This window comes from Nostoc sp., assembly GCF_054880495.1.
The window spans coordinates 14,487-41,079 of sequence record NZ_JBTYKD010000064.1; the positions used below are offsets into that span (position 1 = coordinate 14,487).

Here is a 26,593-nt window from a genome sequence, read left to right on the forward strand (position 1 = left end):
GGAGACGCTATTGCGTTCAGACCTTTTTAAATTTTGCATTTTGAATCTTCTTTTCCTCAATCGAAAATTTAAAATCTAAAATTCGGTGAGATGCTCCCTGTGGAAAGTCAAAAAGTATCACAGACGACAAAACTTTTCTCAATTAGCGCACTCAAGAAAACTTTTTGAGTTACTCAATACTGATAGGATTGATTCAAAGACTTGTGGAATCTGCTCTTCCTAAACAGACTGGACTTGCATAAATTACTATCAACAATTTTCGACTCAGATCATGAACCGCTTGACCTCTATTTTTCTGGCCGGCTTGATAGCATCTGCATCAGCTTTGGCTATTTCTCTAAAAGCTGATGCTAAGGCACCAGTGTCTTATCTTGCTGAGTTGGATAACTACAGCTATCATCGCAACGATGATAACTACGAACGTGAGAGTCGTCATTACAGAGATGTTAATGTTAATTATGGCCGTGAGAATGAGCTTCGTAACATTAATGACAATAACCGCCGCTATGAGCGCGAAAATCATCGCCGCCATGAACGCGAGAATTATCGCCGCTATGAGCGCGAAAATCATCGCCGCTATGAGCATGAGCGCGAGAATAATCGCCGCTATGAGCGCGAAAATCATCGCCGCTATGAGCGCGAGCGCGACTGGGGTCGTGGTTAATCCCTCCGCCTTCATTTATTAAGCTTTGGTTCCAGGTGAACTAAGCATTGATTCTCCTTGGCGGTAAGCTCTTGGAGATAAAAGTTGCATATTACCTAGAAGTAAAACTCTTGTGGGGTGGGCCGAAAAGCCCGCCCTAGTTATGCAAATTAAAAGTACATTAGCTTAGGAATAAGAATTAAATAACATACAATTTATATCCCTGGCTTACCTCACCCTCAATCCCTCTACTTATAGAGGAGAGGGAAGCTAGAGACAGGATGAAGTTTTGCATTTTATTTAATCCACGTTCCTTAGTACAGACAACTGCATTGGTTTTTTTGACAGTAAACATCATTAGAAAACGGGTAGATAGAAACTGAGCATTACGTAGTTATCGATTGGTACAAACGTCAAGACTTCGGACTAGCCGCTTCATCAGGTGCAGGAGTGATGGGAGTGCCATTGGTGAGGCTGAGAATACCGGAAACAACAATTTTGTCCCCAGCTTTTAGTCCTTCGATAACTTGATAATTATTTCCCTCAATAACTCCCAATTTCACGGGCTTTTGTTGAGCTACTAAAGATGGCGCTGGCGCTTGGGCTTTAGGTTTTTGCTCTGGCGCTTCAGATTTAGGCTTTTCCGTCGGCGCTCCAGCCACAAACACAAAAGTCTCCCCACCCAAGCGAGTTACTGCTGTAACTGGAATTAAGATTCCCGGATGTTCGTTCCAGATCACTTTGGTTTGCAGTGACTGAAGATTAAGCAGTCGATTTCTGGAATTGCCAAAGTTGGCTTTCACCAAAACTGTTTGTGAATCTGAACTAGCATTTGGGGAGATAAAACTGATCTTACCCGTAGCTGTGGGTTTCCCTTGGGCATCCAGTATTTGCACAGGTAATCCCAAGCGCAACTTTCTGGCTTGATTTAGCGGAATGGATATATTCAGTTCTAAAGAGTCGTTTTTGGTCAATGTGGTCAGCTGATCCCCTTGTCCCACATACTGTCCTACCCTGACTGGGATGTTACCAACAATACCTGTGAATGGAGCTAGGACTTTTGTGTATTGCACTTGAACTTCAGCCGACTGGACTTGAGCTGCTGCTTGGCTGACTTGCGATCGCCCTTGGGCAATATCTTCGGGGCGGTTGCCGTTCACCTGCTGGCGATAGTTTTGTTTCTGTTGTTCTAAGGCAGCACCTAACTGCTGGATATTAGCAGTTCTGCTTTTGCGAAGTTGCTCTAAGTTTTTCTGGGCTGCAACCAGCGCTGCTTTAGCACTATCTTTGTTTTTGACATATTCATCTAGGCTATCTTGGGAAGTTGCCCCTTCTTTTGTTAATTGTTGGTATCGCGTTGCTCGTGCTTGTGCTAATACTAAATCGGATTGGGCGGAATTAACTTGAGCTTCAGCCTGCTGAATTTGCTGTGGTAGCGATCCAGATACGGCATCTTGATATTTTGCTTGGGCTTGATCTAACTGGGCTTTGGCTTGCAAAACTACTTCTCTTCGAGTCCCGGCTTTGAGTTCGGCAAGATTTGCCTGTGCTTGTTGTAGTGCTGCTTGTTTTTGTCGTAGCTGGGCTTGGACATCATCACTTTGCAGGCTAATAATGACTTGCCCTTGTTGAACACGGGTGCCCTCTTTGATGAAAATCTGGGTAATTCGCCCTTCAACCTGTGGCTTAATTGGTACAGATAATGATGCCTCTAAGGAGCCAATAAACTCCGAACTCTCCTGCACAGTTTGACTTTCCACAGTTGCTAGCTTGACGGGAATTGCCCGTTGAGCAGCTCCTGCTCCAGCAGCATCGCCTGCTTTGCTAGCATTACTAGTTTGCCACCAGCGCCAACCAAAACCAACACCTGCAATTAACAGGATGATTCCCAAGATTAGAGGCCAACGCCGCTTTTGAGGTCGCTTAGGCGATCGCTGTGGCAATGGTTGCAACTCTTGACTAGGATCAGTAACAGCAGGCTGTTCTATTTCAACGGGAACACGAGAGTCAGGGAACTCAGAATGGGTCATCATTTTCTGATTTTGTGGATTTAAACTTGGGCAATCTACTTTTTTTCGCTAAAAAAGCATTATTTGAATAGTTTTTTCGCCTTTTTTCTCTATATTGGTGACAAATATATTTTGGTATTGGGGCCATCGCTCACAATCTCTAGCACCTCAAACGCACACATCTCGTTCAGCACATTATGGTTAATTTGTACATTCCTTAACTCCGAACATTTTTTAAATTGTAATTTATAAAACCTTTTTAGCCAGTATAAACCCAGAGATTTTGCTCCGAGATAAAGGTCAATGTCTAGATTTTGAGTCCACTGGTCGTTACGGGCTAAAGCTTGGTTTTCTAAAGCGATCGGTTCGGTAATCACAGCAGCTAGTAGTTGCTCTTTATTCTGGAAATCACCAAATAATATCACCTGATTGACCGCAGCAACACAAGCCATTTCTCCGCTTAAACCTGCGGTTGCTGGCTTTCTCAACCCGACACGAGTTTGTAGCATCCTTGATCCTAAGTTTTCCATGAGCGTTTGTAAGCGCTTACTTGCATTATAACCACATAGTATAAAATCTTAGTATAAATTACAGATGAGTTTATCCCTCTTGAGTGGTGCTAAATAATGATCTTAGGAAAGAAAAGCCTATGGAGCAATGCCTTCTCTTCTCCCTTGGCGTTAGCCTCTCCCTTTGGGAGAAGGGGAGACGCTGCACCTAGTTTGCTTCCCCCTAAGGGTACGCGAACGGCGGGCTACGCCGGAGCTGATTAATTCAGCTATATGGTGCTTCTCAATTGCATCAAATACAGGAGCCAGTCGCGTAGCGGCTACTCTACGAGTTCTCTAATGGAGTACTCGCAGGGTAAGAGAATTACTTTATTAATCAAGGTTGCGAGTTTCATCGACTTATCCTCACCAAAAACGACGTGCAATCATCAATCAGTATTCTCTAGAGTCGTATTTTTGAGCAGTTTCAACTTCCTACACTTAGTTCATCCAATCGGTTGATTTTTAACTCACCCAAATGGGTGATTTAATTTATCCTAATTAGGGTTTTGTTTTATGCCCAATCCCCTTCAACCATCCACAACTGATTTTTGAGTATTCAATTTCGGTAAAATACCTACAGTTGATTTTCGGTTAGCAACAATATCAGAAAATAGCCACTCATACCGATCAAGTGCTTGCTCTAAGGAATAGTTTTCTTCAGCAAACTGTCTTCCTGTCTTACCTAGTCTCGCCCTGAGAGTCGGATTAACATATAAATCATGCACCGCAGCAGCCATTGCATCGGGTAATTCTGGCTCAACAATTATCCCACCACCACTGAGTTGGATTGCTTTAGCAGCAGTACCAGTGGCGGGAACTGAACACACAATTGGGCTACCACTCGCCAACAGCAGTGGTATTTTTGAAGGCATATTGAACGAAATCACATTGCGCTTTTGCACAATTAGCCCGATATCAGCTGCTGCTAGCATTTCGGGTAGTTTTTCTCGCGGCTGCAACGGTAGCAGCAAAACATTATCTGCTCTATTTAATAGACAATATTCCTGCAACCTTTGCAATGCTATTGATTCGCCAACGATCACAAAGATAATATCTTTGATATGACGTAAGCAAACTGCTGCTTCTATTACTGTCTCTAAACCTTGGGTTAGAGCAATGTTGCCCGAATAAAGTACTATAAATTTCCCATCAAGTTGATGGCTAGATATCCAGGAGTTGTTCTCTTTCGCTAAGGGGCGGATGAAATTTACATTCACCCAATTGGGAATACAAACTATTTTGTCAATAGGTACTCCCTTATTCACTAAATTCTCACGAAACCCATCGGCAATGACGCTAATAGTGTGTGCAGTCCGATATGCAAATTTCTCTAGGGCTGCAAGAGTTTGGATCATCCACTTATTTTTCAATAGCCCCATACGCACGGCAGCTTCTGGTAGAATATCTTGCACATTTAGAACTACTGGGCAATTGTATAACCAAGCAAATATTGTTACTGGCAACGTACCTAATAGAGGCGGAACTGTTAAGATAATCACATCGGGGCGTCTGCCTTTAAAGACTTGGGGTAAGCTCGTAAAAACAAAACTCAACTCCAATAAAAGCCGATCCACGAGGTTGGGTTTAGACTGAATCCGCAGATAACTTCGTTGAATGGTGACACCATTTTTTTGTTCATTAACGTACCATTTACCCCGATATCCATCGTAAATCTGACGCTGAGGATAGTTGGGCATTCCGGTAATCACCCGCACTTCATGACCTCGCTTTACTAAGCCTTCTGCTAATTCAGTCATTAAGGGAGCAATTCCAATCGGTTCTGGATGATAGTTGTAGGAATATATCAGAATGTGCATGAGCTATTTGTAAATTTTGTGAAGACAGCCTGAGATCAGCAGATTTATTGCTAATTTCAGTAGACGCTGCTAGTTTTATTATTTAATTTAGGTTGTGAGCAGATAATGATTTTTTAAAATCACAATTGCAATGAAGACTGTTTAAGACTTTTCTCGGTGGATTTTAACAGTTATCAGTTAACGCAGTGTGCAACTTTCTCTCAAACCTAAGCCCCAACCCCTTACCTACAAGGGAATGGGAGCAAGAATCAAAGCCTCTCCCCACCGCGAGAGAGGAATGGAAGTGGGGTTCTAAGAATAAGTTGCACATCGCGTTAATTATTCATCAGTTACCAATTACCAGTGTTGACTGACAACTGTTGACTGATTTAAGTTCCTTACCATACGCATGATAAGTTTTCACTAATTTAAAAGGGAATCTAATGCTTAAATTTACACATAGGCGATTGTAGCATCATATTTAATCTCGTGCATGAAACCCACATTCCAGCTTGTAAAGTGGCACATGAAGTATTTTTAACCAATTCATTAGTATTGGATTCAATGGTGAGCATCCTACTTTTTTGAGCAGTTAAAAGGCGCGAACTTTTCAACATTAGAGCCAGCTAAAGTTTAAATCAATAGATACCCCTTGGGCTGGGTTGTTAGCACTAGCAGCGATGCCTACGCCTGGCTACGCCGAAGCAACACTAAAAGCAGCACTGGTTGCTGCGATTCTAGCAATTTTGGCGAAAATATTTTTCATTGTCATAACTCCAAAGTTAATTTACATCATGCAAATATCAATCTATAAACAACACCAACTTTACTATAGAAATTATGTATAAGTAAATACTGCATGAAAATACGGTAGTGAATGTAAAAAATCAATGAAGAAAAACACTTTTTTGTGAAGTTTTGGATAAGATGCCAAGTTTATCTCACAAACCTAAGCTCGACTTTATCGATAAAGATGTATCTGGCAAGGCTGACTAAAAATCACGAGCGATCGCCAGATAATAACTGATAAAGTTGAGCTACGCAAAGTTGAAAACAGTATCCTATGCCTGGGTTTCTATTAGAAGTTGGTACAGAAGAACTACCTGCAAGTTTTCTCAGTGATGCTTTAGTGCAATGGCAAAAGCGCATTCCCCAAAGCCTGGAAGCAAACAGTCTCAAAGGCGAAAGTATTCAAGTGTACGGTACTCCCCGGCGGCTGGCGGTAGTAATTAAAGGTCTACCATCTCAGCAACCCGATCGAGAAGAAGAAATTAAAGGACCACCCGCCCAAGCTGCCTTTAAAGATGGTCAGCCGACAGCAGCAGCCGCCGGTTTTGCCAAAAAGCAAGGTGTGGAACTTGATGCGCTGTTTGTTCGCCCCACTGACAAAGGGGAATTTGTATTTCTGCAAAAAAGAATTCCCGGTCGTCCTGTGGCGGAAATTTTGACCGAACTTGTTCCCCAGTGGATTTGGGGTTTAGAAGGTAAGCGGTTGATGCGTTGGGGGAATGGTGATGCGAGGTTTTCCCGACCAATTCGCTGGTTGATAGCTTTGTTAGATGAGACAGTGCTACCTCTAGAATTAGTGAATGGTTCTAAAACGATTCAGAGCGATCGCATTTCTCAAGGTCATCGTGTCTTGCATCCTAAACCTGTGACAATTGCCCAAGCTAGTGATTATGTTACCGCTCTCAAGTCTGCTTATGTCACCGTTGACCCAGAAGAACGGGCAAATCTGATTAAAGAGCAAGTAAATGCAGTAGCAGAGAGTTTAGGCGGGTATACAGTAATTTACCCCGATTTGTTAGCGGAAGTAACCAACCTTGTAGAATATCCTTCTACAGTTGTCGGTAAATTTGAACCAGATTTTTTGGAATTACCAACTGAGGTAATTACTGAAGTCATGGTTACTCATCAGCGTTATTTCCCTGTATTTAAAACAGGTAGTTTTGAGCAAGAATTATTGCCCAATTTCATCACCATTTCTAACGGTGATCCTAAAAAATCAGATATTGTTGCTGTCGGGAATGAAAGGGTAATTCGTGCCAGATTAGCTGATGGGAGATTTTTCTATGAAGCTGATTTAACTAAGCCTTTAGAAAGCTTTTTACCCCAGTTAGAAAAAGTCACTTTCCAAGAAGAATTAGGTTCGGTGCGTGCTAAGGTAGATAGAATAGTTAAGATTGCCGAGCAAATTAGCCGCCAATTAGAATTAGAGGAAAATCAAAGCCTAAGAATCCAACGTGCTGCTTTATTATGTAAAGCAGATTTGGTTACACAAATGGTGTATGAATTCCCGGAATTGCAAGGGATAATGGGAGAAAAATATGCCTTAGCCAGTGATGAAGATGCCGAAGTAGCAAAGGCAATTTTTCAACATTACTTGCCAACGGGAGCTGGCGATATTTTACCCGAAACACTCACGGGTCAAATTGTCAGTTTGGCAGATAGATTAGATACTTTAGTGAGTATCTTTGGTTTAGGTTTAATTCCCTCCGGTTCCTCTGATCCTTTTGCCTTGCGGCGTGCTGCTAATGCTATAATTAAAATTGTTTGGTTTGATAATTTGCCGATAAATTTAGATGGTTTATTGACGCAAATAGCAACAGATTTTGCAGCAACATATCACAAAGATCAGGCAGCATTAACCGCAGCATTACAAGAGTTTTTCTTGCAACGCATCCGCACCTTACTGCAAGAAGAAAAGCAGATTGATTACGATTTGGTAAATGCAGTTCTGGGAGAAAATGACGCAGAATACACAGAACGGACGTTAAAGGATTTATTGGATGTACGCGATCGCGCTTCATACTTACAACAAATCCGTAACAATAGTACCTTAGATAACATCTACGAAACCGTTAACCGTTCCACACGATTAGCCGCCCAAGGTGATTTGGATACAAAACAGCTAGAACCGACAACCGTAGTTAGTCAAGAACTATTCCAAAAGTCCTCTGAAGTCGCTTTGTATAATGCCCTAATCGAATCAGTACCGCAAACTCAAGCAGCACAGCAGACACGAAATTATCAACTATTAGTAGCAGCACTAACAAAAATTGCTCCGACAGTTAGTAACTTCTTTGATGGCCCAGATAGTGTTTTAGTTATGGACTCCGATCCAGAAGTCAAGCGTAATCGATTACATCTGCTGGGACTAGTTCGCAATCATGCCCGTGTTTTAGCTGATTTTGGTGCGATCGTCAAAAATCTGTAGCGTAGGTTAGCAAAAAGTTGTGTAATTTTTGCCAACAAACGCTAATATAGGGAATGCTTAACCAGGGATTTCTGCTGCAATCTATGCCTAAAGCTTCTGTGATTGGATTGGGAAAGTCCGGTGTTGCTGCGGCGAGATTGTTGAAACGGGAAGGTTGGGAGGTAGTGCTGAGTGATGGCAACACCTCCGATACCCTCCTACAACAACAACAAGAACTCGCTGCCGAGCAAATAACCGTTAAAGTAGGCCAATCCCTAGAATTGAATGGTGATAATTTACCCCAATTAATAGTTGTTAGTCCTGGCGTGCCTTGGGATATTCCCGTATTAGTTAAGGCACGCCAATTAGGTATTGAAACCATTGGAGAAATGGAGCTCGCTTGGCGAAATTTGCGCTCACTACCTTGGGTAGGAATTACTGGTACTAATGGCAAAACTACTACTACAGCTTTAATTGCTGCCATTTTCCAAGCAGCAGAATTAGATGCACCCGCCTGCGGTAATATTGGTTACGCCGCTTGTGAAGTTGCCCTATCTCAGGGGAGAGGGACAGAAACTCAAATCCAAAATTGTATTGATTGGGTGATTGCGGAAATTAGCAGCTATCAAATAGAATCTTCCGTTTCTCTTGCTCCTCGTATTGGTGTTTGGACGACTTTTACACCGGATCATCTTAGTCGCCATCAGACTTTAGAGAACTATTACAACATCAAAGCCAAGCTATTGCATCAGTCTGAGTTGCAAGTGTTTAATGGCGATGATGCTTACTTGAGCCAGCTTGGTTTAAGTGCTTGGCCTGATGCTTATTGGACAAGTGTGAAAGGAAAAGATTTCCTGATTAGCGAAAAAGGTTTTTACATCGAAGACGATTGGGTTGTGGAAAAGTTGACTGCAACCTCTGCACCAGAACCGATTGTGAAAGTATCTACTTTGCGGATGGTGGGAAAACATAATCAGCAAAATCTATTGATGGCAGTAGCAACAGCACGATTAGCGGGAATTAATCGTAATGCGATCGCGCGTGCGATTCGGGAATTTCCTGGCGTTGCTCATCGTTTGGAGCATATCTGCACTTGGGAAGGTATTGATTTCATTAACGATAGCAAAGCCACTAACTATGATGCTGCTGAAGTGGGTTTAGCATCTGTGAAAAATCCAGCCATTTTAATTGCTGGTGGAGAAGCTAAAGCAGGTGATGATACTACTTGGCTAGCAAAAATTCACTCCCAAGCTGCTGCTGTATTATTAATTGGCTCTGCTGCACCTGCATTTGCCCAACGTCTGCAAGAGGTGGGGTATTATTCTTACCAGATTGTGGAAACGATGGAAAGGGCAGTTCCTAGAGCGGCGGAATTAGCCAAGGAGTATCAAGCGCGTGTGGTGTTGCTATCTCCCGCTTGTGCAAGTTTCGACCAGTACCCGAATTTTGAGGTGCGGGGCGATCGTTTCCGTCAGTTGTGCCTTGATTGGGCAAAAGTAGAGAAGCTTCAATACAATTCGATTCTTTCATCTCCTCTGCCTAATTAATTCAGGTGTAACTTGCAGCCACACAGTGAATTAATTATGTAAAATTATTAACAAATTTTCGTATTTGGTAGCAAATAGCTGTATTGTACACAGCTGAGAATAATACTGTGCAACCAGGAGAGATTTATGAAATTAAAAATGGTCGCGGCTTGGCAATATGCAAAGAAAATTTTTGTTTTCCCAAAAAATATTATATTTTTTGGGTTGGCGCTTTTACTGATTTTAGGTTTTAGTACGATTGTAAACTTCACACCATTGGCTCAACCTGCCACAGCTCAAACGAGTCCACTCTCAACCACTATTCCACGTTATGTCGTAACGGCTGAATTTGGTAGAAATAGAGGAGGTAGCGATTACACATCTTTTGCGACCGATGGATTCGCTTCAATTTGCCAGCAGTCTTGTATTAATGATAGCAACTGTAGTGCTTATACTTATGTTCGCCCAGGAGTACAAGGTAGTAATGCTGTTTGTTGGTTAAAAAATGCAGCACCAGCATCAACACCAGATTCAGGCTGTGTATCCGGTGTGAAATTGTAAGCTAAAAGTGCGGTGCGATCGCATTTTACTGCCCTTTGTCCTAAACTGTAAACCAATAAACACAGACCCATCACCATCGTTAATGCTGCCACCCGTTCAGCAGAGTTAAGGAAAACGCTGGAAGAAAAAAATAGTGGGTCTTTGAGAAAACGAAAACCCCCTTCAGTAGATTGTTGAGCCTTATACTCACACAATATAATGATTTGTATAAGTAAGTCGGCGGGAAAATTTATAAGTATGTAACGAAAATTTAACCAGAGCAGTTAGAGTTTAGTTATATCATGTCCGCCAAATTACCCATAATAAAAGAACTTACCTCCTGCCTTTCAGGGTAAAAAACTAAGGAATCATCGCTACCTTAATCACCTGACGCACCTTCATATCATAAAACACCTGTTCTAAATCTTTTAACGATCGCTGTTCACTAATAAGTAACTCCAAAGGAATTTTGCGACTAGCAATCAATGCAAGCGCCTGCCGTACATACTTTGGTGTATTATGAAACACACCTTTGATGGTAAGTTCGCTGTAGTGTAGCTGTTCTGTATTGACGGTAATGCTGGTATCCCGTGGACATCCACCGAATAAGTTGACTGTTGCACCAGGACGGGCACAGGCGATCGCAGTTTCCCAAACACTTGGTACACCAGTTGCTTCAATCACTACATCTGCGCCCCATCCTTGGGTGAGTTCTTTCACCATACTGGGAATATCCGAGATTTGATGATAATTAAAGGTCTGAGTTGCACCCAATTTCTGACCAATTTCTAGTCTGTGGTTATTACCTCCCCACAGCAAAACCTCAGCTTTCGCACTCAACGCCGCCACAAACATCAGCCCAATTGCCCCATCTCCTAAGACGACTACTTGATCTTTGGCTTTGATGTCAGAACGCGCTACACCATGCAACACACAAGCTAAGGGTTCCGTCATCGCTGCCAATTCCCACGGCAACTCATCAGGAATTTGCAACAAATTATGCTGTACTATCGCTGCGGGGATTTTCAGGTATTCCGCAAAAGTCCCGTTATTCCACGTCAGGTTCGGACATAAGGAATATTCTTGGCGTTGACAAAAAAAGCACCGGTAGCAGGGGGCGGAATTATTAGCGACAATGCGATCGCCTATTTGCCAACCAGTCACACCTGCACCCAAGGCAACAATTCGCCCAGCAGCTTCATGACCAAACAGCGTCGGCGGTATCAGCATTTTGGCATGACCACCACGTCGCCAGACTTTCAAATCTGTACCACAAGTTGTTGCTGCCCCCACCTGGATCACAATTTCGCCAGCCGCTGGAGTAGGGTCAGCAACCTCTTCTAGGCGTAAATCTTCTTGACCATAAAGTAACGCTGCTAACAAAACTTTAAACCTATCAATTAACTCCATCCGATTTTATCAGTTGGAGCTAATTGATAAATGTAAACTCGATTTCTATAGGACTCGTATTTGAATTTTTGAAAAAAATCAGTACACCTCGAAAAGGCTTCTTCCCATTCGGCTACGCTCACGGCAAGCCCACTCCCTCTCTACGCAAATAATTATGGCTACGCCACGCTGCGCTAACAAAAATCAAAGCAGACTGCTATAGTAGGCTTTATATGTCGAAAAACTAGCTATTCACTGCTGGTTGCGGAACCACTCCAGTATTCCGGGTTTCCACATTCGGCAAGCGAGTAACCGTTAATAGCGGTACTTCTTGTCGGCACGACAGGCAAAACCAATATAGTTCACCATGACGGGCATGACGCAGGAGGGGACCACCGCAACATAAGCAGGTGTTGGCTCTCGTATTCATACCAATGTCCTCGTTAAAAAAAGTTGTTGTTTAAGCTGGATAAAAAAGCAGTTGATTAAAACTAGATTTTGGCAGCACGAATGCAGCCATTTGATTCTATGCGGTCTTTAATAATTTGTCTGTAAACAGCTTCGTAGCCGTTAACCATTTGGCTAACGCTAAACTTGTTCTCCACATATTTTCGACAGTTTTGACGATTGAGTTCCAAAGCTAGTGGAATCATTGCCGCCATTTCTGTATAGCTTTTGCAGATAAAACCTGTTTTATTATGGGCAATCACTTCAGGTACAGAGCCTAAATTCATGGCAATCACTGGTGTACCAGTTGCCATTGATTCAATCATTACTAAGCCAAAAGGTTCTTGCCAGTTAATGGGGAAAAGAGTTATGGCAGCATTGCCCAGAAGTTCAGTCTTTTCGGCGTGATTAATTTCGCCTAGATATTCAATTTGCTGACCATCTATCAGGGGGGCAATCTCTTGTTCAAAAAACTTCGAGTCTGCTAAATCAACCTTTCCTGCCATCTTCAAGCGCCAACCACTCTCTTTAGCAATGGCGATCGCATGTTGTGGCCCTTTGTCTGGTGAAAAACGGCCTAAAAAGGCCAAATATGGAGGTTCTGACGGTTGGGCTACGAATGGGTAATCTGCTAGCTCAATTCCGTTATAAACAGTGCCAATATAATTAAGATCAATTTGGCGCTGAGAATTACTAATGCTGACGTAGGGTTGCTTTTGGTGGTAGCTAAATGCGTGACGGTTATCTGTTGTAAAGTTACCGTGCAGGGTGTGGACTGTAGAAGTTGCTGTTATCAAACTCGCTAAAGCTAATGCCGAAATCCCTACATGAGAATGGATAATATCGAATTGGGCAGCACCTTGGTAAACTTGGCTTAGTTCCAGCATTTCGTACACTGCATACTCTTTCACATTTGGGTCTAAGCGCAATGCACGCGGATAAACTGCTTCTAAGTCAGCCAAAGTTTGAGAATCGCCAGAGGCAAATAAAGTTACCTCATGACCGCGACGAACAAGTTCATCAGTCAAGCGACTCACTACCAGTTCGATTCCTCCATAACTATGAGGTGGAACCCTTTCCCATAAGGGGGCAACTTGAGCGATTTTCATAAGTTGTTTTGGTTCAGTCTCTGAAATTGTCCTCTATATAATGAGCAACAGCATTATATTATGAGGAAAGAGGATTTGTATTTACTCTTTTGACATTTAAGTTAACCTAACAGGCTACCAAAAGCGCAACAATGGTTAAGCGGAAGGCAAATTCTCTACCGACAAATCTAAACGACTATCGGCAAAAGTCAACCATGAGCTACACTTCTAACCGTATCGCTAATCTATTACTTGTTACATCTGTCTTGGGGATCATAATGAGGGAGAATATTTTGTATCACAACTGACAAACTTGAAGACTTTGTAGCTGACGACACTAAATTATGCAATGGGATCAAGTCATTAAAGCTTCCTTTAAAGGTAATTGGGAAACTCAACAGAAATTATAAGTATTAAGTAATTGTACAAAAATTACACAAATGTAATTAGTAATTTACAAAAATTTTGATAACTAACGAATGAAAATCGCTACTTGGAATGTTAACTCAATTCGCACTCGCCTTGAACAGGTTATCGATTGGTTAACCCTGAATCCTGTTGATGTTCTCTGTTTGCAAGAAACCAAAGTTGTGGATGCCGAGTTTCCGCGATCGCCTTTTGAGCAGTTAGGCTATAACTTTTATATATCAGGACAAAAATCTTATAACGGCGTAGCCCTGATTAGCCGCCAGCCACTCTTAGACGTAAGTAGCGGGTTTCGGGCGATTTTGCCAGATTTACACCACGAATGGGATGAGCAAAAGCGGGTGATTACGGGTGTAATTGATGGTGTTCGGATTGTGAACTTATATGTTCCCAATGGCGCAGCAGTCGGAACTGAAAAATACGAATACAAACTACGCTGGTTGACAGCACTACACGAGTATTTGCGCTTGCTGGTGCTGTCGGAACCTGCAATTAGTGTGTCCGGAGACTTCAACATCGCACCGGAAGATAAGGATATTCACGAGCAAGTGAGTACAGAAAATCACATTATGGCAACAGAAGCAGAGCGCCAAGCTTTACGGGCTATTGTGACACTGGGATTTGCTGATGCTTTTCGCAAATTCACCACAGAAGGCGGAAATTATAGCTGGTGGGATTATCGCGCCGCCGCCTTCCGTCGCAATTTAGGTTGGCGGATTGACCATCACTATCTTACACCCGTGCTATATGAACGTGCTAAAAGTTGCATCATTGATGTCGCACCCAGAAAATTAACCCAACCCAGCGACCATGTGCCGGTGATTGTGGAATTTTAAATGGGGCATTGGGCACTTGTACTGAGCGAAGTCGTTGGCGCAGCCTCTCGTAGAGAAGTATTGGGCATTGCATTACTTCTTTTTCCCTCATCCCCCTCATCCCCCTCATCTCCCACCCTGCGGGAAGCTAAAGCTACATCCCCCACTCCCCCACTCCCCACTCCCCATTAATTTAGGGGGTAATATATATCTTTAGAATTGGGATTAAGATAAGGACGCTGCAAATCTATTAGGTGTAGCGTAAAGTGTTGCTCAATAACCCTCATCCGTTCCTCCATCGCATTCTTACCTTTTTGCCAAGCTTCTAATAAAGCATTAGCGACAATTTGGCAACGGTTCATCCCAAAACTTTCTTGTGCTGCAAATTTTTGGATTGGTTCCTCAGCTAAACCTAACCCCGGTGCTAAAAATTTGGTAAACAAGGGAATTTCGGGCTGGAAATGGGATTGATTTTCTGGATAAATAGCCTGAAGGATTGCGCGGATTGCTGGATAGTCGGGGAGTTCAAAGTAAAGTAGCCCCGAATCATAGCGTCCGTATGCAGAAGGGTTGTGAAGAACCTGAAAGCTAAAGGGAATCGAGGCTGCGTTCAATTGCAGTGTCAAGCTTTCCATGAGCGCGATCGCACCAGATGCCGTAAAGTTAAAGTAAATTCGCCCTGCTCCCAAATCACCATCGGGGTTGCTCTGGCGTTCTTGTCCGACATTACTAACTGCCAAGTAACAGCCATTTTGCAGTCGATTTTTGGGCATCCAGATTGCTACCGTCTCACCCACTTTGGTAGATTTATTGCTGGATTTTAAATAGCAGTCTCGCTCAACATAAAGTGTTAAACCGCCTTTAGTCACCGCCATAGTCCCATCAGGTTCTTTCCGCAACACCTGCCATTGAGGGTCAAAGTAACCTATGCCGTGATTACTAGCGTGCAATTGCTCGTAAAAGTTCCAATCAATCTCCAAAATGGAATTATCTGCTAAATTATACTTTGGCGGGCGAGTAGTACTATCAATATTGACTGCCAAAGTACTTTGTAGCGAACCATTGTAATAGATTCCATAGAGAAAATTTCGCAGCAGGAGAGCGAGATACTTCTGTTGTAAATCTACAGAATTGTGCTGAAATCTATCGGCTATTTTACTCGGCAGAGCAAAGGGTTGATAATTGGGATGGGAAATACAAAAATTTGACTCAATTTGGATATTATTCGCAATGTCCAATAGAGAAATTAGCGGTTGATTGATAGTGGTTTCTGAATTCTGTATTTTGAATTCTGTATTCTTCTTCAAATTGTTCTGCTCCTTGCCATTAACAACCGCGAAGCCGAGTTTTTTCGTAATAAAGGCGAAGTAACTGCGGCTCATTTACAGGTTGAGGAAGTTTATAGATTTTTGCTATAGGATTGAGGATTTCTGACTCTGATATCCCGAAAATAGTCAGCACAGCTTGCTCCGGCAGAGTGAGTAAACTTTTAGCTACTTCGAGCATACAGATTTCAGCATTATTAAAGTATTTCCGGTAGGTAATCATCTCCTGAATTTGATGAACTAGTGCCAGCCCCGCAAACTGGATAACACGCAAAATAAAGTCACTGCGGTATGACAAAATCATCGGAAAAGCAGTTATATAAGACCTAATTAGGGCAATAATTGAAGGTTGTAAAATCTCCAAAGGTGTCAACGCCAGATGTAGAGATTCTTCTAACTCAATGGTGGGGTCTACTACCAGACTATTGAGCCAAATTCCTAAATAGCTTGCTAGTAAAGTCCCTAAATCAAAAGCTGGATCTCCCCAAGCACAAGCTGACCAATCAATTAGTCGTACTAGGCAATTGTCTAGTTTCTCCCACCTGGAATGAACCAAAATATTGTTTAATTTCAGGTCGTTATGAGTCAAACAGCAAGGATTCCAGTTAGATGCCAAATCTGCGATCGCTGATTCCAAACTCTCGTACTGTTGATAGAGAACATAGAATTTAAGTGCATCCGTGGGAACACTCCCAAAAATCTCCGGCTCAATTGACCCTACCCCTTGCGCCGGATTGTAAAAGCCATAGCGAAACTCTCCTTGGGGAGCAGTTGCCATAAAATCCTTATATTCTCGGCGGTTGAAGGTTGCACGATGGAGTCCCGCCAAAGTAGTGCCGATCGCAGAGGCAATTTCTTGTGGAAAAATCTCATTGTTGTGGTAGAATATCGCAAGCTCCCGATATTCACTCAGATAATTGCGGACGAGAATAGAGTTTTCTTCGTCAAAATGCACTACTAATGGTGCGAGCGCTGAAATATTGCCGAGAACTGGAAACTGTTGGAGCAACTGGTGAAACAGCCATTCCTTAAACAACTCATGGGGCGGGGCATCATTGTTGATGTTACGTTCTTGTTTAAGGAGCAGTTTTCGATTATCTGCTAGAGTCACTAGTAAATCGAAATTGTTTTTACTACTTCCTGGCAACTCAGATTTCTCTGATGCGCAATCTTCTGAGCTACACAGACCCGCGTCTTGCAGATACTGGATAACGTTATGAGAAGACAGTGATAATACCATGTATTATTTCCTACTTCATAAATTACTTAAATTTATCTGTGTCAAATTTGCTTGGTCTTAGCAGCTTTCGGTAGATAGTAACTGATGTGTGAATAACAATAAAGATTTCTACAATCTACTAATATCCCATATTTTGGGTAAAAACCTGCCAAAATGGCACCAAGTCTTTTACAATTCCTTTAAAATTTGCTCCTAGATAGCGTGACATCTTTACAAATACATCTAGAGCAAGTTTTGTGGTAGAGCCTTTTGATACAGCTCCATCTCCTTTTTTTGTGGCAAAGAAGCATCCCCAGCAAAAATTTGATATTCAGTAGTCATCCTGAAAGTAGCGAAGAATTTCAGTAATCCTTCGCGGTACGAAGCATGGCATTCAACGCTATTATTTTTATTTATCATCACAAAGTCAAAAAAACCGGACTTTTTAGGCAATTAGTGATGATTTTTTTCTTTAATTTTCAAAATTTATGTCTAGAAAGCTTGTTATAACGTTATTTGTGTCACCGACAAAGTGTAGATGACTAGAGGCGATCGCAAATAAAGGCTACATGAGTGCATCTTATGGAAGTGTACTTTTGTCAAGGATGTTAGGGGAGTTGCAAATAAGAAACCTCTCCCTGGTTTTACTACGTAAAACCGTCCCTCTCCGAGTCGGAGAGGAAAAGAGTTAAGACCTGGTTTCGATATCGTATAAATTGCAGAGAGTGAGGAGTTTTTGTTTGAGGCGATCGCGCACATTCTCAGGTAAAATAACTACACAATCTGGCGCATATTGCATCACTTCACGACTGAACCAAAATGTACTGGATACTCGTCTGACAACTCGCCGAACTCGCGCTTTATCTGGTAGCCACTCATTAATATTGTCTTCGGTTTAGCTTGATAGGCAAAAGCCAAGCCAGAAAATAAGTGCATTTCTACTTTGATTTCATCCAAATTAGATCGCCACTCACCAGAAATTAAAGTTACAGCAGCATCCGTAATCCGATCTAATCGTAAACTCCAATTGTGAATTAGTTCTGGTATATCAAAGTTCCCTTCTGTCTCTTCGCACCAGCAATCAAGATATTGCCGCTTTTCATGGGGTATAACTTTGGCATGGCGAACAGTAAAATTAAACGTAAGGATTCAGGTGTTTGAAACCCAGTCACAGAGATAGTTTCAAAATTGACTTTGGCTTATTAACATACCTTTAGTCGCAATAATGCACGGAAATATAGGCGTTCCGTAATTATTATTGAGAATATAAATTTGTAGTTAATCCCCGGAAAGTATTATCAGGAAACGATTGTAGACATTTTGGTATGACCTGAATCCTTACAATTAAACATACGCTCCGCAGCATCTTGATAGGATAACTGAAAGGGCTGTTCGCGCAAGATATAGCGGTCTATTTCTAAGCGCCAAGCTGGGGGCAAATTCTCTAGGAAACGTTCGATTTCGCCTCGTAACGGTAATGATAATTCACTGCGTTCGAGAAGTAAGTTTGCAATGATTTGGGCTTGTTCAATTTGCCCGATGTCTGTCAAAGCATTGATACATCTATGTAATGCCCTAATGCGTGGTTCTTTCCAATTGTTATTGTTACCGATGAGTAACTTACGTTGAGCGATCGCTTTAATTAACTTAGAGATGTTAGGCTCCTCTCCCCACATCATACCGAATTCACGAGCGATCGCTTCTAGCTCGGCTTTATCACGTTCTGATATCGACAGTGTAATAGATTGACCTTTTCTACTCAATATGAAATTCTGCTGACAAATCCTGATCTTTTCCACTACACCCATAATTTTTACTACTTGAGAGGAAAAATAGATAATCCTGATAGGTTATTCAGACGTATAGATGAAAAGTACAAATTATTTATATATGATGAATTTCATATTTTCTCATCTCCACAAGTAGCCAATGTCATCAATACTATACTATTGATTAAACATACTGGTAGTTATCAGAAAAAGTTCCTCTTTCTTTCTGCTACACCTAACGAATTCCTAAAGACTTCTTTTCAAAAGGCTGGAATAGAACCAAAAATTTAAAATGTATAATCTTCCTGGCATTCTCAATAACTTTCTTTTCGAGTTATGGGATAAAAATAGCTTTATGGCAAAAGCCGAGAAAGCTGGAGTAATTACTACTCGCTTTGATAAAGCTTTGTGTTATTTAAAGTTCAAAGGGTATCGAGATGTGCGGGAAGATTGGCACTTCTATTATCCAGGTAATCTGAGAGAATTAGCTAAATCTGGGAAGGTGCAAGTTTTACCAGATAAACAACACGAACTACAAGGTTTAGAGATTTCCCAACGACACGGTTACGGTATCAACCAAATTAGTGATGCTGTGAGTAGACGTAAACTAGTGTGCTTCATTTCAGACCGCGATCGCAACTTTTTACGCGCTACTCTCGGACTACCAATGCATTTTCAAGCTTACCCTCTCACCAACGAGCCAGAGGATAGAAGTCCTCGCTATACCATTACTTTTGGACAAGACGCGCTGTTATTGGAAACCTTAACTTGGCATTGGAAGCCAAAGGGCGATGAAGGATGGATATGTTAGAAAGTGCTGTAAAGGGTTACAGTCGCCAATAATAAGCTAAAGGAGGATCAAAGATGAATTGGCTTAAAAGCTTGAGGAGAAAGAATTTAGCCCGAAATCAGAAGGCAACAGTGTTTCAATCCCTAAGAGGTATTATTTTAGGCATTAATGCTTATGCAGTACTGCACTGCGTTTCTTGGTTAAGAAAAACGGCGAATGGGTTGGTTTAGATAAATTACGCGAAATCTGGAGAAGTACCAATGACTAAAGATAATTTGCTTTCTCGTATTTCGATCGACCCAAATATTTGTTTTGGTAAACCGTGCATTCGCGGACACCGTATTTGGGTATCACTAATTTTGGATTATTTAGCCGGTGGTACAACAATTGAAGAAGTTCTTGAAGCTTATCCAAGTATAGAAAGAGAAGATGTGCTAGCTTGTATCGCCTACGGTGCAGAGATGGCGCGGGATGTTTTTGTGGAACTGCCTTTGAACAAAAAAAAAGAAGCAAGTGCATGAAATTAAAGCTAGATGAAAATATCGACTTGCGGGTTGTAACTTTATTGCAATTAGTGGGACATGATGTTGCGACAGTACCAGGACAAGGCTTAAGTTCTGCACCCGATCCTGAAGTTATTGATGTTTGTCGCCGTGAGGGTAGATGTTTAGTCACTTGCGATCGCGGCTTTGGAAATCGTCTTAAATATAATCCCTCTAACTATTCAGGAATTGTAATTATTCGTCTACCCTCTCGCTACACATTTGCTGATTGGCGTGAAGCTATTGAAACATTAATCACTGGGTTAGAATCCGCAGATGTAACGGGTAAATTATGGATTATTCAACAAGTAAAAATACTCGAATATCAAGCTATTGAAAGCGAGGAAGCAAATTAATGAACGAATTTAATGATGATTTACCGGAAGAAGTACCAGATTTTGATTCAGGAAAGGATGAGAATGATGAATTGCCTGTCAAACGCGAACTTCTCACTATTCGCTTATTTAAAGAAGCTGTAAAAAAGGCAAAAGGAAATGAAGGCGCTCGCATCCTAGAAAACTTTGCAGATTATGTCTTACCTAACTTAATTCAACAGCTAGCAGGATCAACCGCTAAAAGCAATTCGTTCTTTGATTAAAAAAGATAACTATCGTTTAGATAGCATTCTACCTCGGAGTTCAGAAAAGCGTCAATTTTCTCCGCTTAATGCTCTGACTGCTGCTTACTGCATCCACTTGGAAGTTAACCATAAAAAGGATGGCGATCCAGATTGGGGAAAATTAGCAGATTTGGCACGGGATTTAGAAACCAGTCCTCTCTATGTCTTCCATTACCTTAATAAATGGTTGCGGAGGCAAGACAAAATTGATTCTGTACCTATGGCGAAAGTTCGCCTATACTTGGATTTTTATCACTATTTTGAACCAGAAGGAGATGAGATGACGAAACTTCAGGAATTAACAAAATTGTATCGCAGCTTTTATCGAGCTAAAAGCAAGGGAAAATCACCAAAAACTAATGCAATTATCAAGCCAATTGACGAGGCTGGGGATATTATTTTGAAATTTGAAAAAGCTCCTCTATTACGCAAGTCGTGAAATCGGGCGATTGTATGAAACAGAGGCAATAATTCATAATTACGCTCTCTGTTATGCGCTGGGTTTAGTTGATAGCAAAATCTACTCTACTACCGTTGCAGAAGAAGATTCTTATCGCTACTTTTGTCCAGAACAAGTGCCAAAATATGAGGAGCATTTAACGCCACTCAATCAACAAGGAATTTACGTAACTCCGGCGCGATCGCTCAATCATTCTTCCATCCTCAATACCTGGAAGTATGCTAATAACAACTACCACGTTGAAATGGAGAAAACACAGAAAAACATCCCTAGTTTTGGTAGAGCAAAAGAAATTGCCCCAGAAAGTAAATTTGAGTTTTTTGTCATTTCCCAAAAAGAACTCAAACTATCAAAGTGGATTCGCTTGGGTAAATGGATGAGCAAGGCTGAAGTAACGGTTGAACAATTACCGAAACCTAAAATTACTGAAGGTATATTCATTTGTACACATCCATTAAATCCTTTAGATGTAATGTTCACTAATCAAGTTATTAGCTATGATGTTGTGAATATGCCTCCAGTTAGCTTAATTCAGAATGTCCAAATGCGAGGTCAATACTATCAATTTGAAGACATTAAAGAACTAAAACTTCCGGTTCGCATGGAATATCGTTTTAAGGGTTAATTACTTCCCGAAACCCGATTCAATTCCTCTCCCACCTCTCTTCCCTTCGCGTTCTCTGGGCCTCTGCGGTTCGTTTCCATAATAAAGCCTCTCCAACCCTGTGGCAAAATTTATTAGAGTCCTTCTTTAGTTTGCCCAGCATGACCGCAATCATTCCCAATCTCCCCAGTCTCTACGACCCCTTTTCCACTGAAGCCAAGTGGCAAAAATTCTGGGAAGAGAACCAAGTTTATAAAGCTGACCCCAACAAAGGCGGTGAACCTTATTGCATCGTCATTCCACCCCCTAATGTCACCGGCAGCTTACACATGGGTCACGCTTTTGAAAGTGCGTTGATTGATACCCTCGTGCGCTACCACCGGATGCAGGGGCGCAATACCCTGTGGCTACCCGGAACTGACCACGCCAGCATTGCTGTGCATACTATGCTGGAAAGGCAACTCAAGACAGAGGGTAAGACTCGCTACGAGTTGGGGCGCGAGAAGTTCCTAGAACGCGCTTGGCAATGGAAGGCGGAGTCTGAGGGAACGATTCTGAATCAGCTACGACGTTTGGGTGTCTCGGTGGACTGGTCACGGGAAAGGTTTACTCTGGATGAGGGTTTATCTAAAGCTGTTGTCGAGGCGTTTACTCGTCTTTACGAGGAAGGTTTAATTTATCGTGGTGAATATTTAGTTAACTGGTGTCCAGCTTCCCAGTCGGCTGTGTCTGATGTGGAGGTGGAAAATCAAGAGGTTAATGGGAATCTTTGGTATTTCCGCTATCCCCTCACCGATGGTTCCGGTTTTGTAGAGGTGGCGACAACTAGACCAGAAACTATGCTGGGTGATACGGCTGTAGCGGTTAATCCCAATGACGATCGCTACAAACATCTCATTGGCAAAACTTTAACTCTGCCCATTCTACACCGAGAAATTCCGATTATTGGCGATGAATTTGTTGACCCCACTTTCGGCACGGGTTGCGTGAAGGTGACTCCTGCCCATGACCCAAATGATTTTGACATGGGTAAGCGTCACAATCTGCCGTTGATTAATATTATGAATAAAGACGGCACTCTTAACGCCAATGCCGGGGAGTTTCAAGGACAAGACCGCTTTGTTGCGAGAAAAAATGTGGTTTCTCGCCTAGAAACAGATGGCTTTTTGGTGAAGATAGAAGATTATAAGCATACCGTTCCCTACAGCGATCGCGGTAAAGTACCGATTGAACCTCTCCTCTCAACTCAGTGGTTTGTCAAAATTCGCCCCCTAGCTGACAACACTCTCGAATTCCTCGACCAGCAAAACTCTCCAGGGTTTGTCCCCCAACGCTGGACAAAGGTCTATCGTGATTGGCTAGTAAAACTCAATGATTGGTGTATCTCTCGCCAATTATGGTGGGGACACCAAATTCCGGCTTGGTATGCTGTCAGTGAAACGGATGGGCAAATTACCGATAACACCCCGTTTGTGGTGGCGAAATCCGAAACTGAAGCTTGGGAAAAAGCCAAATCACAATTTGGACAAAATGTCAACTTAGAACAAGACCCAGATGTGCTAGATACTTGGTTTTCTTCTGGACTCTGGCCATTTTCGACTTTGGGCTGGCCGGAACAAACTCAGGATTTAGCAACTTATTACCCGACTACGACTTTAGTAACAGGCTTTGATATCATCTTTTTCTGGGTCGCCAGAATGACAATGATGGCTGGGCGTCTTACTGGGCAAATGCCTTTCCAAACGGTTTACATCCACGGTTTGGTGCTGGATGAAAAAGGTCAGAAGATGTCTAAGACCAAAGGTAATGGTATTGACCCGTTGTTATTAATTGACAAATATGGTACTGATGCCCTGCGGTATACCCTAATTAGGGAAGTGGCGGGGGCTGGTCAAGATATGAGATTGGAGTATGATCGCAAAAAGGATGAATCGGCATCGGTGGAGGCATCCCGCAACTTTACTAACAAGTTGTGGAATGCAGCCCGGTTTGTGATGATGAATTTGGATGGACAAACGCCGCAACAATTGGGGAACCCAGTAGCTAGAGAATTGAGCGATCGCTGGATTCTCTCGCGCTATCATCAAGTTGTCAAACAAACCACCAATTACATCGATAATTACGGTTTAGGGGAAGCAGCTAAGGGATTGTACGAATTCATTTGGGGTGATTTCTGCGATCAGTATATTGAGCTGGTGAAATCCCGCCTTCAGCAAGATGCAGAACCGGCATCGCGGCGGGTAGCACAGCAAACCCTTGGCTATGTGCTGGAAGGAATTTTGAAACTACTTCATCCCTTCATGCCTCATATTACCGAGGAAATTTGGCAAACTCTCACCCAACAACCAGCAGATTCACCGCAAACTTTACCATTACAAATCTATCCCCAGGTGGATGCAAACCTAATTGATGCAGCTTTGGAAGAACAGTTTGAATTGCTGATTGGCACTATCCGCACAATTCGGAATTTGCGTGCGGAAGCGGATATTAAACCAGGCGTAAAAGTGACAGCGAATTTGCAAACTGAAAGCCAGAAGGAGCGAGAAATTCTCACTGCTGGACAGGATTACATTAAAGATTTGGCGAAAGTTGAGACTTTAACCATTACTGACAAGCAAAAAAGCGAAACTGTTGCTGCGAAAAAACCTCAGAGAGGTTTGAAGACAATTGGCTTAATTATTGTGGCGATAGTCTTTGGTAGATTGGGTTTAGCTGTGGGAAATGACATTGATCACACTCCCATCCTCGGAACTTTCTTTGAAATAGTTGGTTTTGGTTACACAGCTTGGTTTGTTAGCCAAAATTTACTAACTGCTCAAGCAAGACAAAAGTTATGGAGAGGTTTTTTCTCGCAGAGAGAATTAGAACAACCACAAGAATCAGAAAATGCGATGCCTGACGGCAAGCCGGAAAACGTCTACGCTGGTGTGATTGGTACAATACAAGTGCTAATTCCTCTGAGCGGTGTAGTGGATATTGAAGCTGTGCGTGCCAAACTAGAGAAAAGCTTGAGTAAAGCTGAAGCAGAAGTTCAATCCCTGAGTGCCAGATTAAACAATCCTAGTTTTGTGGATAGAGCTAGAACAGACGTGGTACAGGGAGCGCGGGACGCTTTAGTCGAAGCACAGAAGCAAGCTGAAATTTTGCGCGATCGCCTTCAGGCGTTGTCGTAGGCATCGCCTGCATCGCTTAGGATAACTGTAATGGGTAATCGGAGTGTCAATAATTCCCAATTACCCATTACCAATTAACAAGATCCAAATTTGTCTCCCCTCAGACGCTACGCGATGGGAGAAGAGGAGCAATTTTTCCAGACTGCGTAGGCTGGAGGCGATCTGAACTTCGGTGATTTTGAATTGGAGCGAACCGACCCTCATGCTATATCTAGCCCAGGTGCGTAAAAACGATTTTTTAGACCAGCACCAGTTACGCTTGTTAGCGCGTCAAGAAGCTGATAACTTGTGGGCGATAATTCCCGAAGAAGCTTTCATTCTGCTAGGAAAGGGAAAGATGATGAGTGAAAACTTGCTTATTTTAGTCGAACTTTCCCCTACAGGCGACATTGAAAGAATAGAAGACGCCACCAACTGGGTACTTCATTTAGTACAAAACTACCTGACTATCGGCATTACCCCGGAATTTTTGCAGCAGGAAGCCGAGCGAGCCGAACATTGGCGACAATCCCTGACGTTGCAAAATCAAGACTTAGCGCGACGTTCCTTAGAATTGGAAGCGCGTCGTGAACAAATTCAAGCCTTAGAAGAAAGCCTCAAACGTGAGAAAAATGATTATCCCCAAGAAGAAAGTTAAAAGTTTGCAATTGTCTTGTCTATAAGGCAATACCAGGGCTATTTCATTCTGATCTAGTCCGCCTCAGAATGAATTCTGAGTCTAATAGCACTCATTCGTCTAAAGACGACTAAGAAAAGGTTATAGTCCGTTTTAACGGACTTTAGCTATGAGCCTCTGAACTTCAGTTCTGGGCGGTTTCTGTCTAGAACGAAATAGCCCTGAAGGCAATACAGTTCAGTTAAGGATTTCTTCCTTCTCTTCCTTCTCTGCGAGACGCTACGCGAACGCGTCCTTCTCTAACGAGGCGCTGCGCGTAGCTTGCTTGAACGTAGGAAAGAGTATGCGGTAGCCTGCGGCAAGTCGCTCCGCGTCTACGTTATTCCGTAACTCGTGCTAAGTCCTAATAAAATTGCTATTTGACCCGAAATTACCCAAAAAAGCTTTTATTTGATGTGCCATTTGAAGTGTACGGCGGAGGTAGGATGAGACAACAAGAGTGTGGTGTGACAGTATGGTTCACCGGTCTAAGTGGTGCAGGTAAAACTACTATTTGTCAATTTGTGGAAAAGGAACTGCGGATACAGGGATACAGAGTTGAAGTTCTTGATGGCGACGCGGTACGTCAAAACCTATGCAAAGGGTTGGGTTTCAGTCAAGAGGATCGAGAAGAGAATATTCGGCGCATTGGCTTTGTGGCTCACCTTCTTGCCAGAAATAATGTAATTGTATTGGTTTCGGCTATTTCACCTTACCGCGAAATTCGGGAAGAAATACGCCAAAGTATTCCATATTTCATTGAAGTTTACGTCAATGCATCATTAGAAGTTTGTGAACAGCGAGACGTAAAAGGGTTATATAAAAAAGTAAGATCCGGGGAGATTAAACACTTCACTGGTATTGATGATCCTTATGAAATACCACTCCACCCGGAAGTCGAATGCAAAACTAATGAAGAAAGCATTGCCCAAAGTGCTACTAAGGTCTTAGAAAAGCTGGAAGAGTTGAGTTACATAGTTGCTAAAGTGAATCAGTTATGAGTTAAAGAAA

The 26,593-nt window shown here is 42.3% G+C and carries 25 protein-coding genes and 4 pseudogenes; 17 read left to right on the plus strand and 12 right to left on the minus strand.

The features are described from left to right. Window positions 1-304: 304 nt before the first annotated feature. Window positions 305-664 carry a hypothetical protein gene (locus tag ACYTXL_RS07405; protein WP_461924142.1) on the plus strand — a complete coding sequence of 120 codons (360 nt, stop codon included), beginning with the start codon at window positions 305-307 and terminating at the stop codon, window positions 662-664. 392 nt (window positions 665-1,056) lie between these two features. Here ACYTXL_RS07405 and ACYTXL_RS07410 read toward each other — a convergent pair whose 3' ends face one another. The 3 genes from ACYTXL_RS07410 to ACYTXL_RS07420 form a co-directional block, all read right to left on the minus strand. After that, window positions 1,057-2,676, minus strand: coding sequence for an efflux RND transporter periplasmic adaptor subunit (locus ACYTXL_RS07410; protein ID WP_461924143.1), 1,620 nt, complete (start codon window positions 2,674-2,676; stop codon window positions 1,057-1,059). Between the two features lie 86 nt (window positions 2,677-2,762). Continuing rightward, a complete protein-coding gene (locus ACYTXL_RS07415) occupies window positions 2,763-3,161 on the minus strand; it encodes a hypothetical protein (protein ID WP_461924144.1) in 399 nt (132 codons plus the stop codon). A gap of 569 nt (window positions 3,162-3,730) precedes the next feature. Further along, window positions 3,731-5,020, minus strand: a complete 1,290-nt coding sequence (locus tag ACYTXL_RS07420) for a glycosyltransferase family 4 protein (RefSeq protein ID WP_461924145.1) — start codon at window positions 5,018-5,020, stop codon at window positions 3,731-3,733. 659 nt (window positions 5,021-5,679) lie between these two features. On the opposite strand from ACYTXL_RS07420, the gene ACYTXL_RS07425 reads away from it, so the two are divergent. The 4 genes from ACYTXL_RS07425 to ACYTXL_RS07440 all read left to right on the plus strand — a co-directional run bounded on the left by ACYTXL_RS07425 (window position 5,680) and on the right by ACYTXL_RS07440 (window position 10,282). After that, window positions 5,680-5,847: a hypothetical protein gene (locus ACYTXL_RS07425; RefSeq protein ID WP_461924146.1), complete on the plus strand. Its 168-nt coding sequence runs from the start codon at window positions 5,680-5,682 to the stop codon at window positions 5,845-5,847. A 215-nt stretch (window positions 5,848-6,062) separates the two neighbouring features. Further along, the gene (gene glyS / locus ACYTXL_RS07430; RefSeq protein ID WP_461924147.1) at window positions 6,063-8,216 is read left to right on the plus strand and encodes a glycine--tRNA ligase subunit beta; all 2,154 of its coding nucleotides are present in this window, start codon (window positions 6,063-6,065) and stop codon (window positions 8,214-8,216) included. An 83-nt stretch (window positions 8,217-8,299) separates the two neighbouring features. After that, complete coding sequence (murD, locus tag ACYTXL_RS07435; protein WP_461924148.1) at window positions 8,300-9,742, plus strand: UDP-N-acetylmuramoyl-L-alanine--D-glutamate ligase; 1,443 nt, start codon at window positions 8,300-8,302, stop codon at window positions 9,740-9,742. Between the two features lie 126 nt (window positions 9,743-9,868). Next, window positions 9,869-10,282, plus strand: coding sequence for a PAN domain-containing protein (locus tag ACYTXL_RS07440; RefSeq protein WP_461924149.1), 414 nt, complete (start codon window positions 9,869-9,871; stop codon window positions 10,280-10,282). A gap of 23 nt (window positions 10,283-10,305) precedes the next feature. Here the strand turns inward: ACYTXL_RS07440 and ACYTXL_RS07445 are convergent. The 4 genes and pseudogenes from ACYTXL_RS07445 to ACYTXL_RS07460 form a co-directional block, all read right to left on the minus strand. Next, a pseudogene (locus ACYTXL_RS07445) lies at window positions 10,306-10,479 on the minus strand (IS1634 family transposase); the annotation flags it as partial. Window positions 10,480-10,621: 142 nt separating this feature from the next. Next, entirely contained in the window at window positions 10,622-11,644 is a 1,023-nt protein-coding gene (locus ACYTXL_RS07450) for a zinc-dependent alcohol dehydrogenase (protein WP_461924194.1), read from the minus strand. A 250-nt stretch (window positions 11,645-11,894) separates the two neighbouring features. After that, window positions 11,895-12,080 (minus strand): hypothetical protein, encoded by a 186-nt coding sequence (locus ACYTXL_RS07455; protein WP_292796220.1) that lies wholly within the window; start codon window positions 12,078-12,080, stop codon window positions 11,895-11,897. 61 nt (window positions 12,081-12,141) lie between these two features. After that, complete coding sequence (locus ACYTXL_RS07460; protein WP_461924150.1) at window positions 12,142-13,206, minus strand: glycosyltransferase family 4 protein; 1,065 nt, start codon at window positions 13,204-13,206, stop codon at window positions 12,142-12,144. A 458-nt stretch (window positions 13,207-13,664) separates the two neighbouring features. Between ACYTXL_RS07460 and xth the strand changes: the two genes are divergently transcribed. Then, window positions 13,665-14,447 (plus strand): exodeoxyribonuclease III, encoded by a 783-nt coding sequence (gene xth / locus ACYTXL_RS07465; RefSeq protein WP_461924151.1) that lies wholly within the window; start codon window positions 13,665-13,667, stop codon window positions 14,445-14,447. Here the strand turns inward: xth and ACYTXL_RS07470 are convergent. The 5 genes and pseudogenes from ACYTXL_RS07470 to ACYTXL_RS07490 all read right to left on the minus strand — a co-directional run. Next, the gene (locus tag ACYTXL_RS07470) at window positions 14,444-14,593 is read right to left on the minus strand and encodes a hypothetical protein (RefSeq protein ID WP_461924152.1); all 150 of its coding nucleotides are present in this window, start codon (window positions 14,591-14,593) and stop codon (window positions 14,444-14,446) included. The genes xth and ACYTXL_RS07470 overlap by 4 nt on opposite strands. Before the next feature lie 21 nt (window positions 14,594-14,614). Next, a complete protein-coding gene (locus ACYTXL_RS07475; RefSeq protein ID WP_461924153.1) occupies window positions 14,615-15,808 on the minus strand; it encodes a T3SS effector HopA1 family protein in 1,194 nt (397 codons plus the stop codon). Beyond that, window positions 15,753-16,991, minus strand: a complete 1,239-nt coding sequence (locus ACYTXL_RS07480; protein ID WP_461924154.1) for a phosphotransferase family protein — start codon at window positions 16,989-16,991, stop codon at window positions 15,753-15,755. Before ACYTXL_RS07480 ends, ACYTXL_RS07475 begins: the two co-directional genes overlap by 56 nt. Before the next feature lie 667 nt (window positions 16,992-17,658). Beyond that, window positions 17,659-18,110: pseudogene (locus tag ACYTXL_RS07485) on the minus strand (WCX domain-containing protein); the annotation flags it as partial. A 203-nt stretch (window positions 18,111-18,313) separates the two neighbouring features. After that, a pseudogene (locus tag ACYTXL_RS07490) lies at window positions 18,314-18,733 on the minus strand (WYL domain-containing protein); the annotation flags it as partial. Here ACYTXL_RS07490 and cas3 point away from each other — a divergent pair. The 11 genes and pseudogenes from cas3 to cysC all read left to right on the plus strand — a co-directional run bounded on the left by cas3 (window position 18,716) and on the right by cysC (window position 26,583). Further along, complete coding sequence (gene cas3 / locus ACYTXL_RS07495; protein WP_461924155.1) at window positions 18,716-19,030, plus strand: type I-D CRISPR-associated helicase Cas3'; 315 nt, start codon at window positions 18,716-18,718, stop codon at window positions 19,028-19,030. The pseudogene ACYTXL_RS07490 and the gene cas3 overlap by 18 nt on opposite strands. 1 nt (window position 19,031) lies before the next feature. Then, window positions 19,032-19,550 (plus strand): hypothetical protein, encoded by a 519-nt coding sequence (locus tag ACYTXL_RS07500; RefSeq protein WP_461924156.1) that lies wholly within the window; start codon window positions 19,032-19,034, stop codon window positions 19,548-19,550. 53 nt (window positions 19,551-19,603) lie between these two features. After that, on the plus strand, window positions 19,604-19,759 hold the full coding sequence (locus ACYTXL_RS07505) for a hypothetical protein (protein ID WP_461924157.1): 156 nt from the start codon (window positions 19,604-19,606) through the stop codon (window positions 19,757-19,759). A 30-nt stretch (window positions 19,760-19,789) separates the two neighbouring features. Beyond that, window positions 19,790-20,050: a DUF433 domain-containing protein gene (locus tag ACYTXL_RS07510; RefSeq protein WP_334801628.1), complete on the plus strand. Its 261-nt coding sequence runs from the start codon at window positions 19,790-19,792 to the stop codon at window positions 20,048-20,050. Continuing rightward, window positions 20,047-20,427 (plus strand): DUF5615 family PIN-like protein, encoded by a 381-nt coding sequence (locus ACYTXL_RS07515; RefSeq protein WP_461924158.1) that lies wholly within the window; start codon window positions 20,047-20,049, stop codon window positions 20,425-20,427. Before ACYTXL_RS07510 ends, ACYTXL_RS07515 begins: the two co-directional genes overlap by 4 nt. Further along, a complete protein-coding gene (locus ACYTXL_RS07520; RefSeq protein ID WP_461924159.1) occupies window positions 20,427-20,669 on the plus strand; it encodes a hypothetical protein in 243 nt (80 codons plus the stop codon). Before ACYTXL_RS07515 ends, ACYTXL_RS07520 begins: the two co-directional genes overlap by 1 nt. Further along, a pseudogene (gene cas10d, locus ACYTXL_RS07525) lies at window positions 20,647-21,108 on the plus strand (type I-D CRISPR-associated protein Cas10d/Csc3); the annotation flags it as partial. The gene ACYTXL_RS07520 and the pseudogene cas10d, both read left to right, overlap by 23 nt. Next, window positions 21,098-21,775 carry a type I-D CRISPR-associated protein Cas5/Csc1 gene (gene cas5d / locus ACYTXL_RS07530; RefSeq protein ID WP_461924160.1) on the plus strand — a complete coding sequence of 226 codons (678 nt, stop codon included), beginning with the start codon at window positions 21,098-21,100 and terminating at the stop codon, window positions 21,773-21,775. The pseudogene cas10d and the gene cas5d, both read left to right, overlap by 11 nt. A 140-nt stretch (window positions 21,776-21,915) precedes the next feature. Then, on the plus strand, window positions 21,916-24,927 hold the full coding sequence (locus ACYTXL_RS07535) for a valine--tRNA ligase (RefSeq protein ID WP_461924161.1): 3,012 nt from the start codon (window positions 21,916-21,918) through the stop codon (window positions 24,925-24,927). Between the two features lie 202 nt (window positions 24,928-25,129). Continuing rightward, entirely contained in the window at window positions 25,130-25,564 is a 435-nt protein-coding gene (locus tag ACYTXL_RS07540) for a hypothetical protein (RefSeq protein ID WP_461924162.1), read from the plus strand. Between the two features lie 464 nt (window positions 25,565-26,028). Continuing rightward, window positions 26,029-26,583 carry an adenylyl-sulfate kinase gene (cysC, locus tag ACYTXL_RS07545; protein ID WP_461924195.1) on the plus strand — a complete coding sequence of 185 codons (555 nt, stop codon included), beginning with the start codon at window positions 26,029-26,031 and terminating at the stop codon, window positions 26,581-26,583. Window positions 26,584-26,593 lie beyond the last annotated feature (10 nt).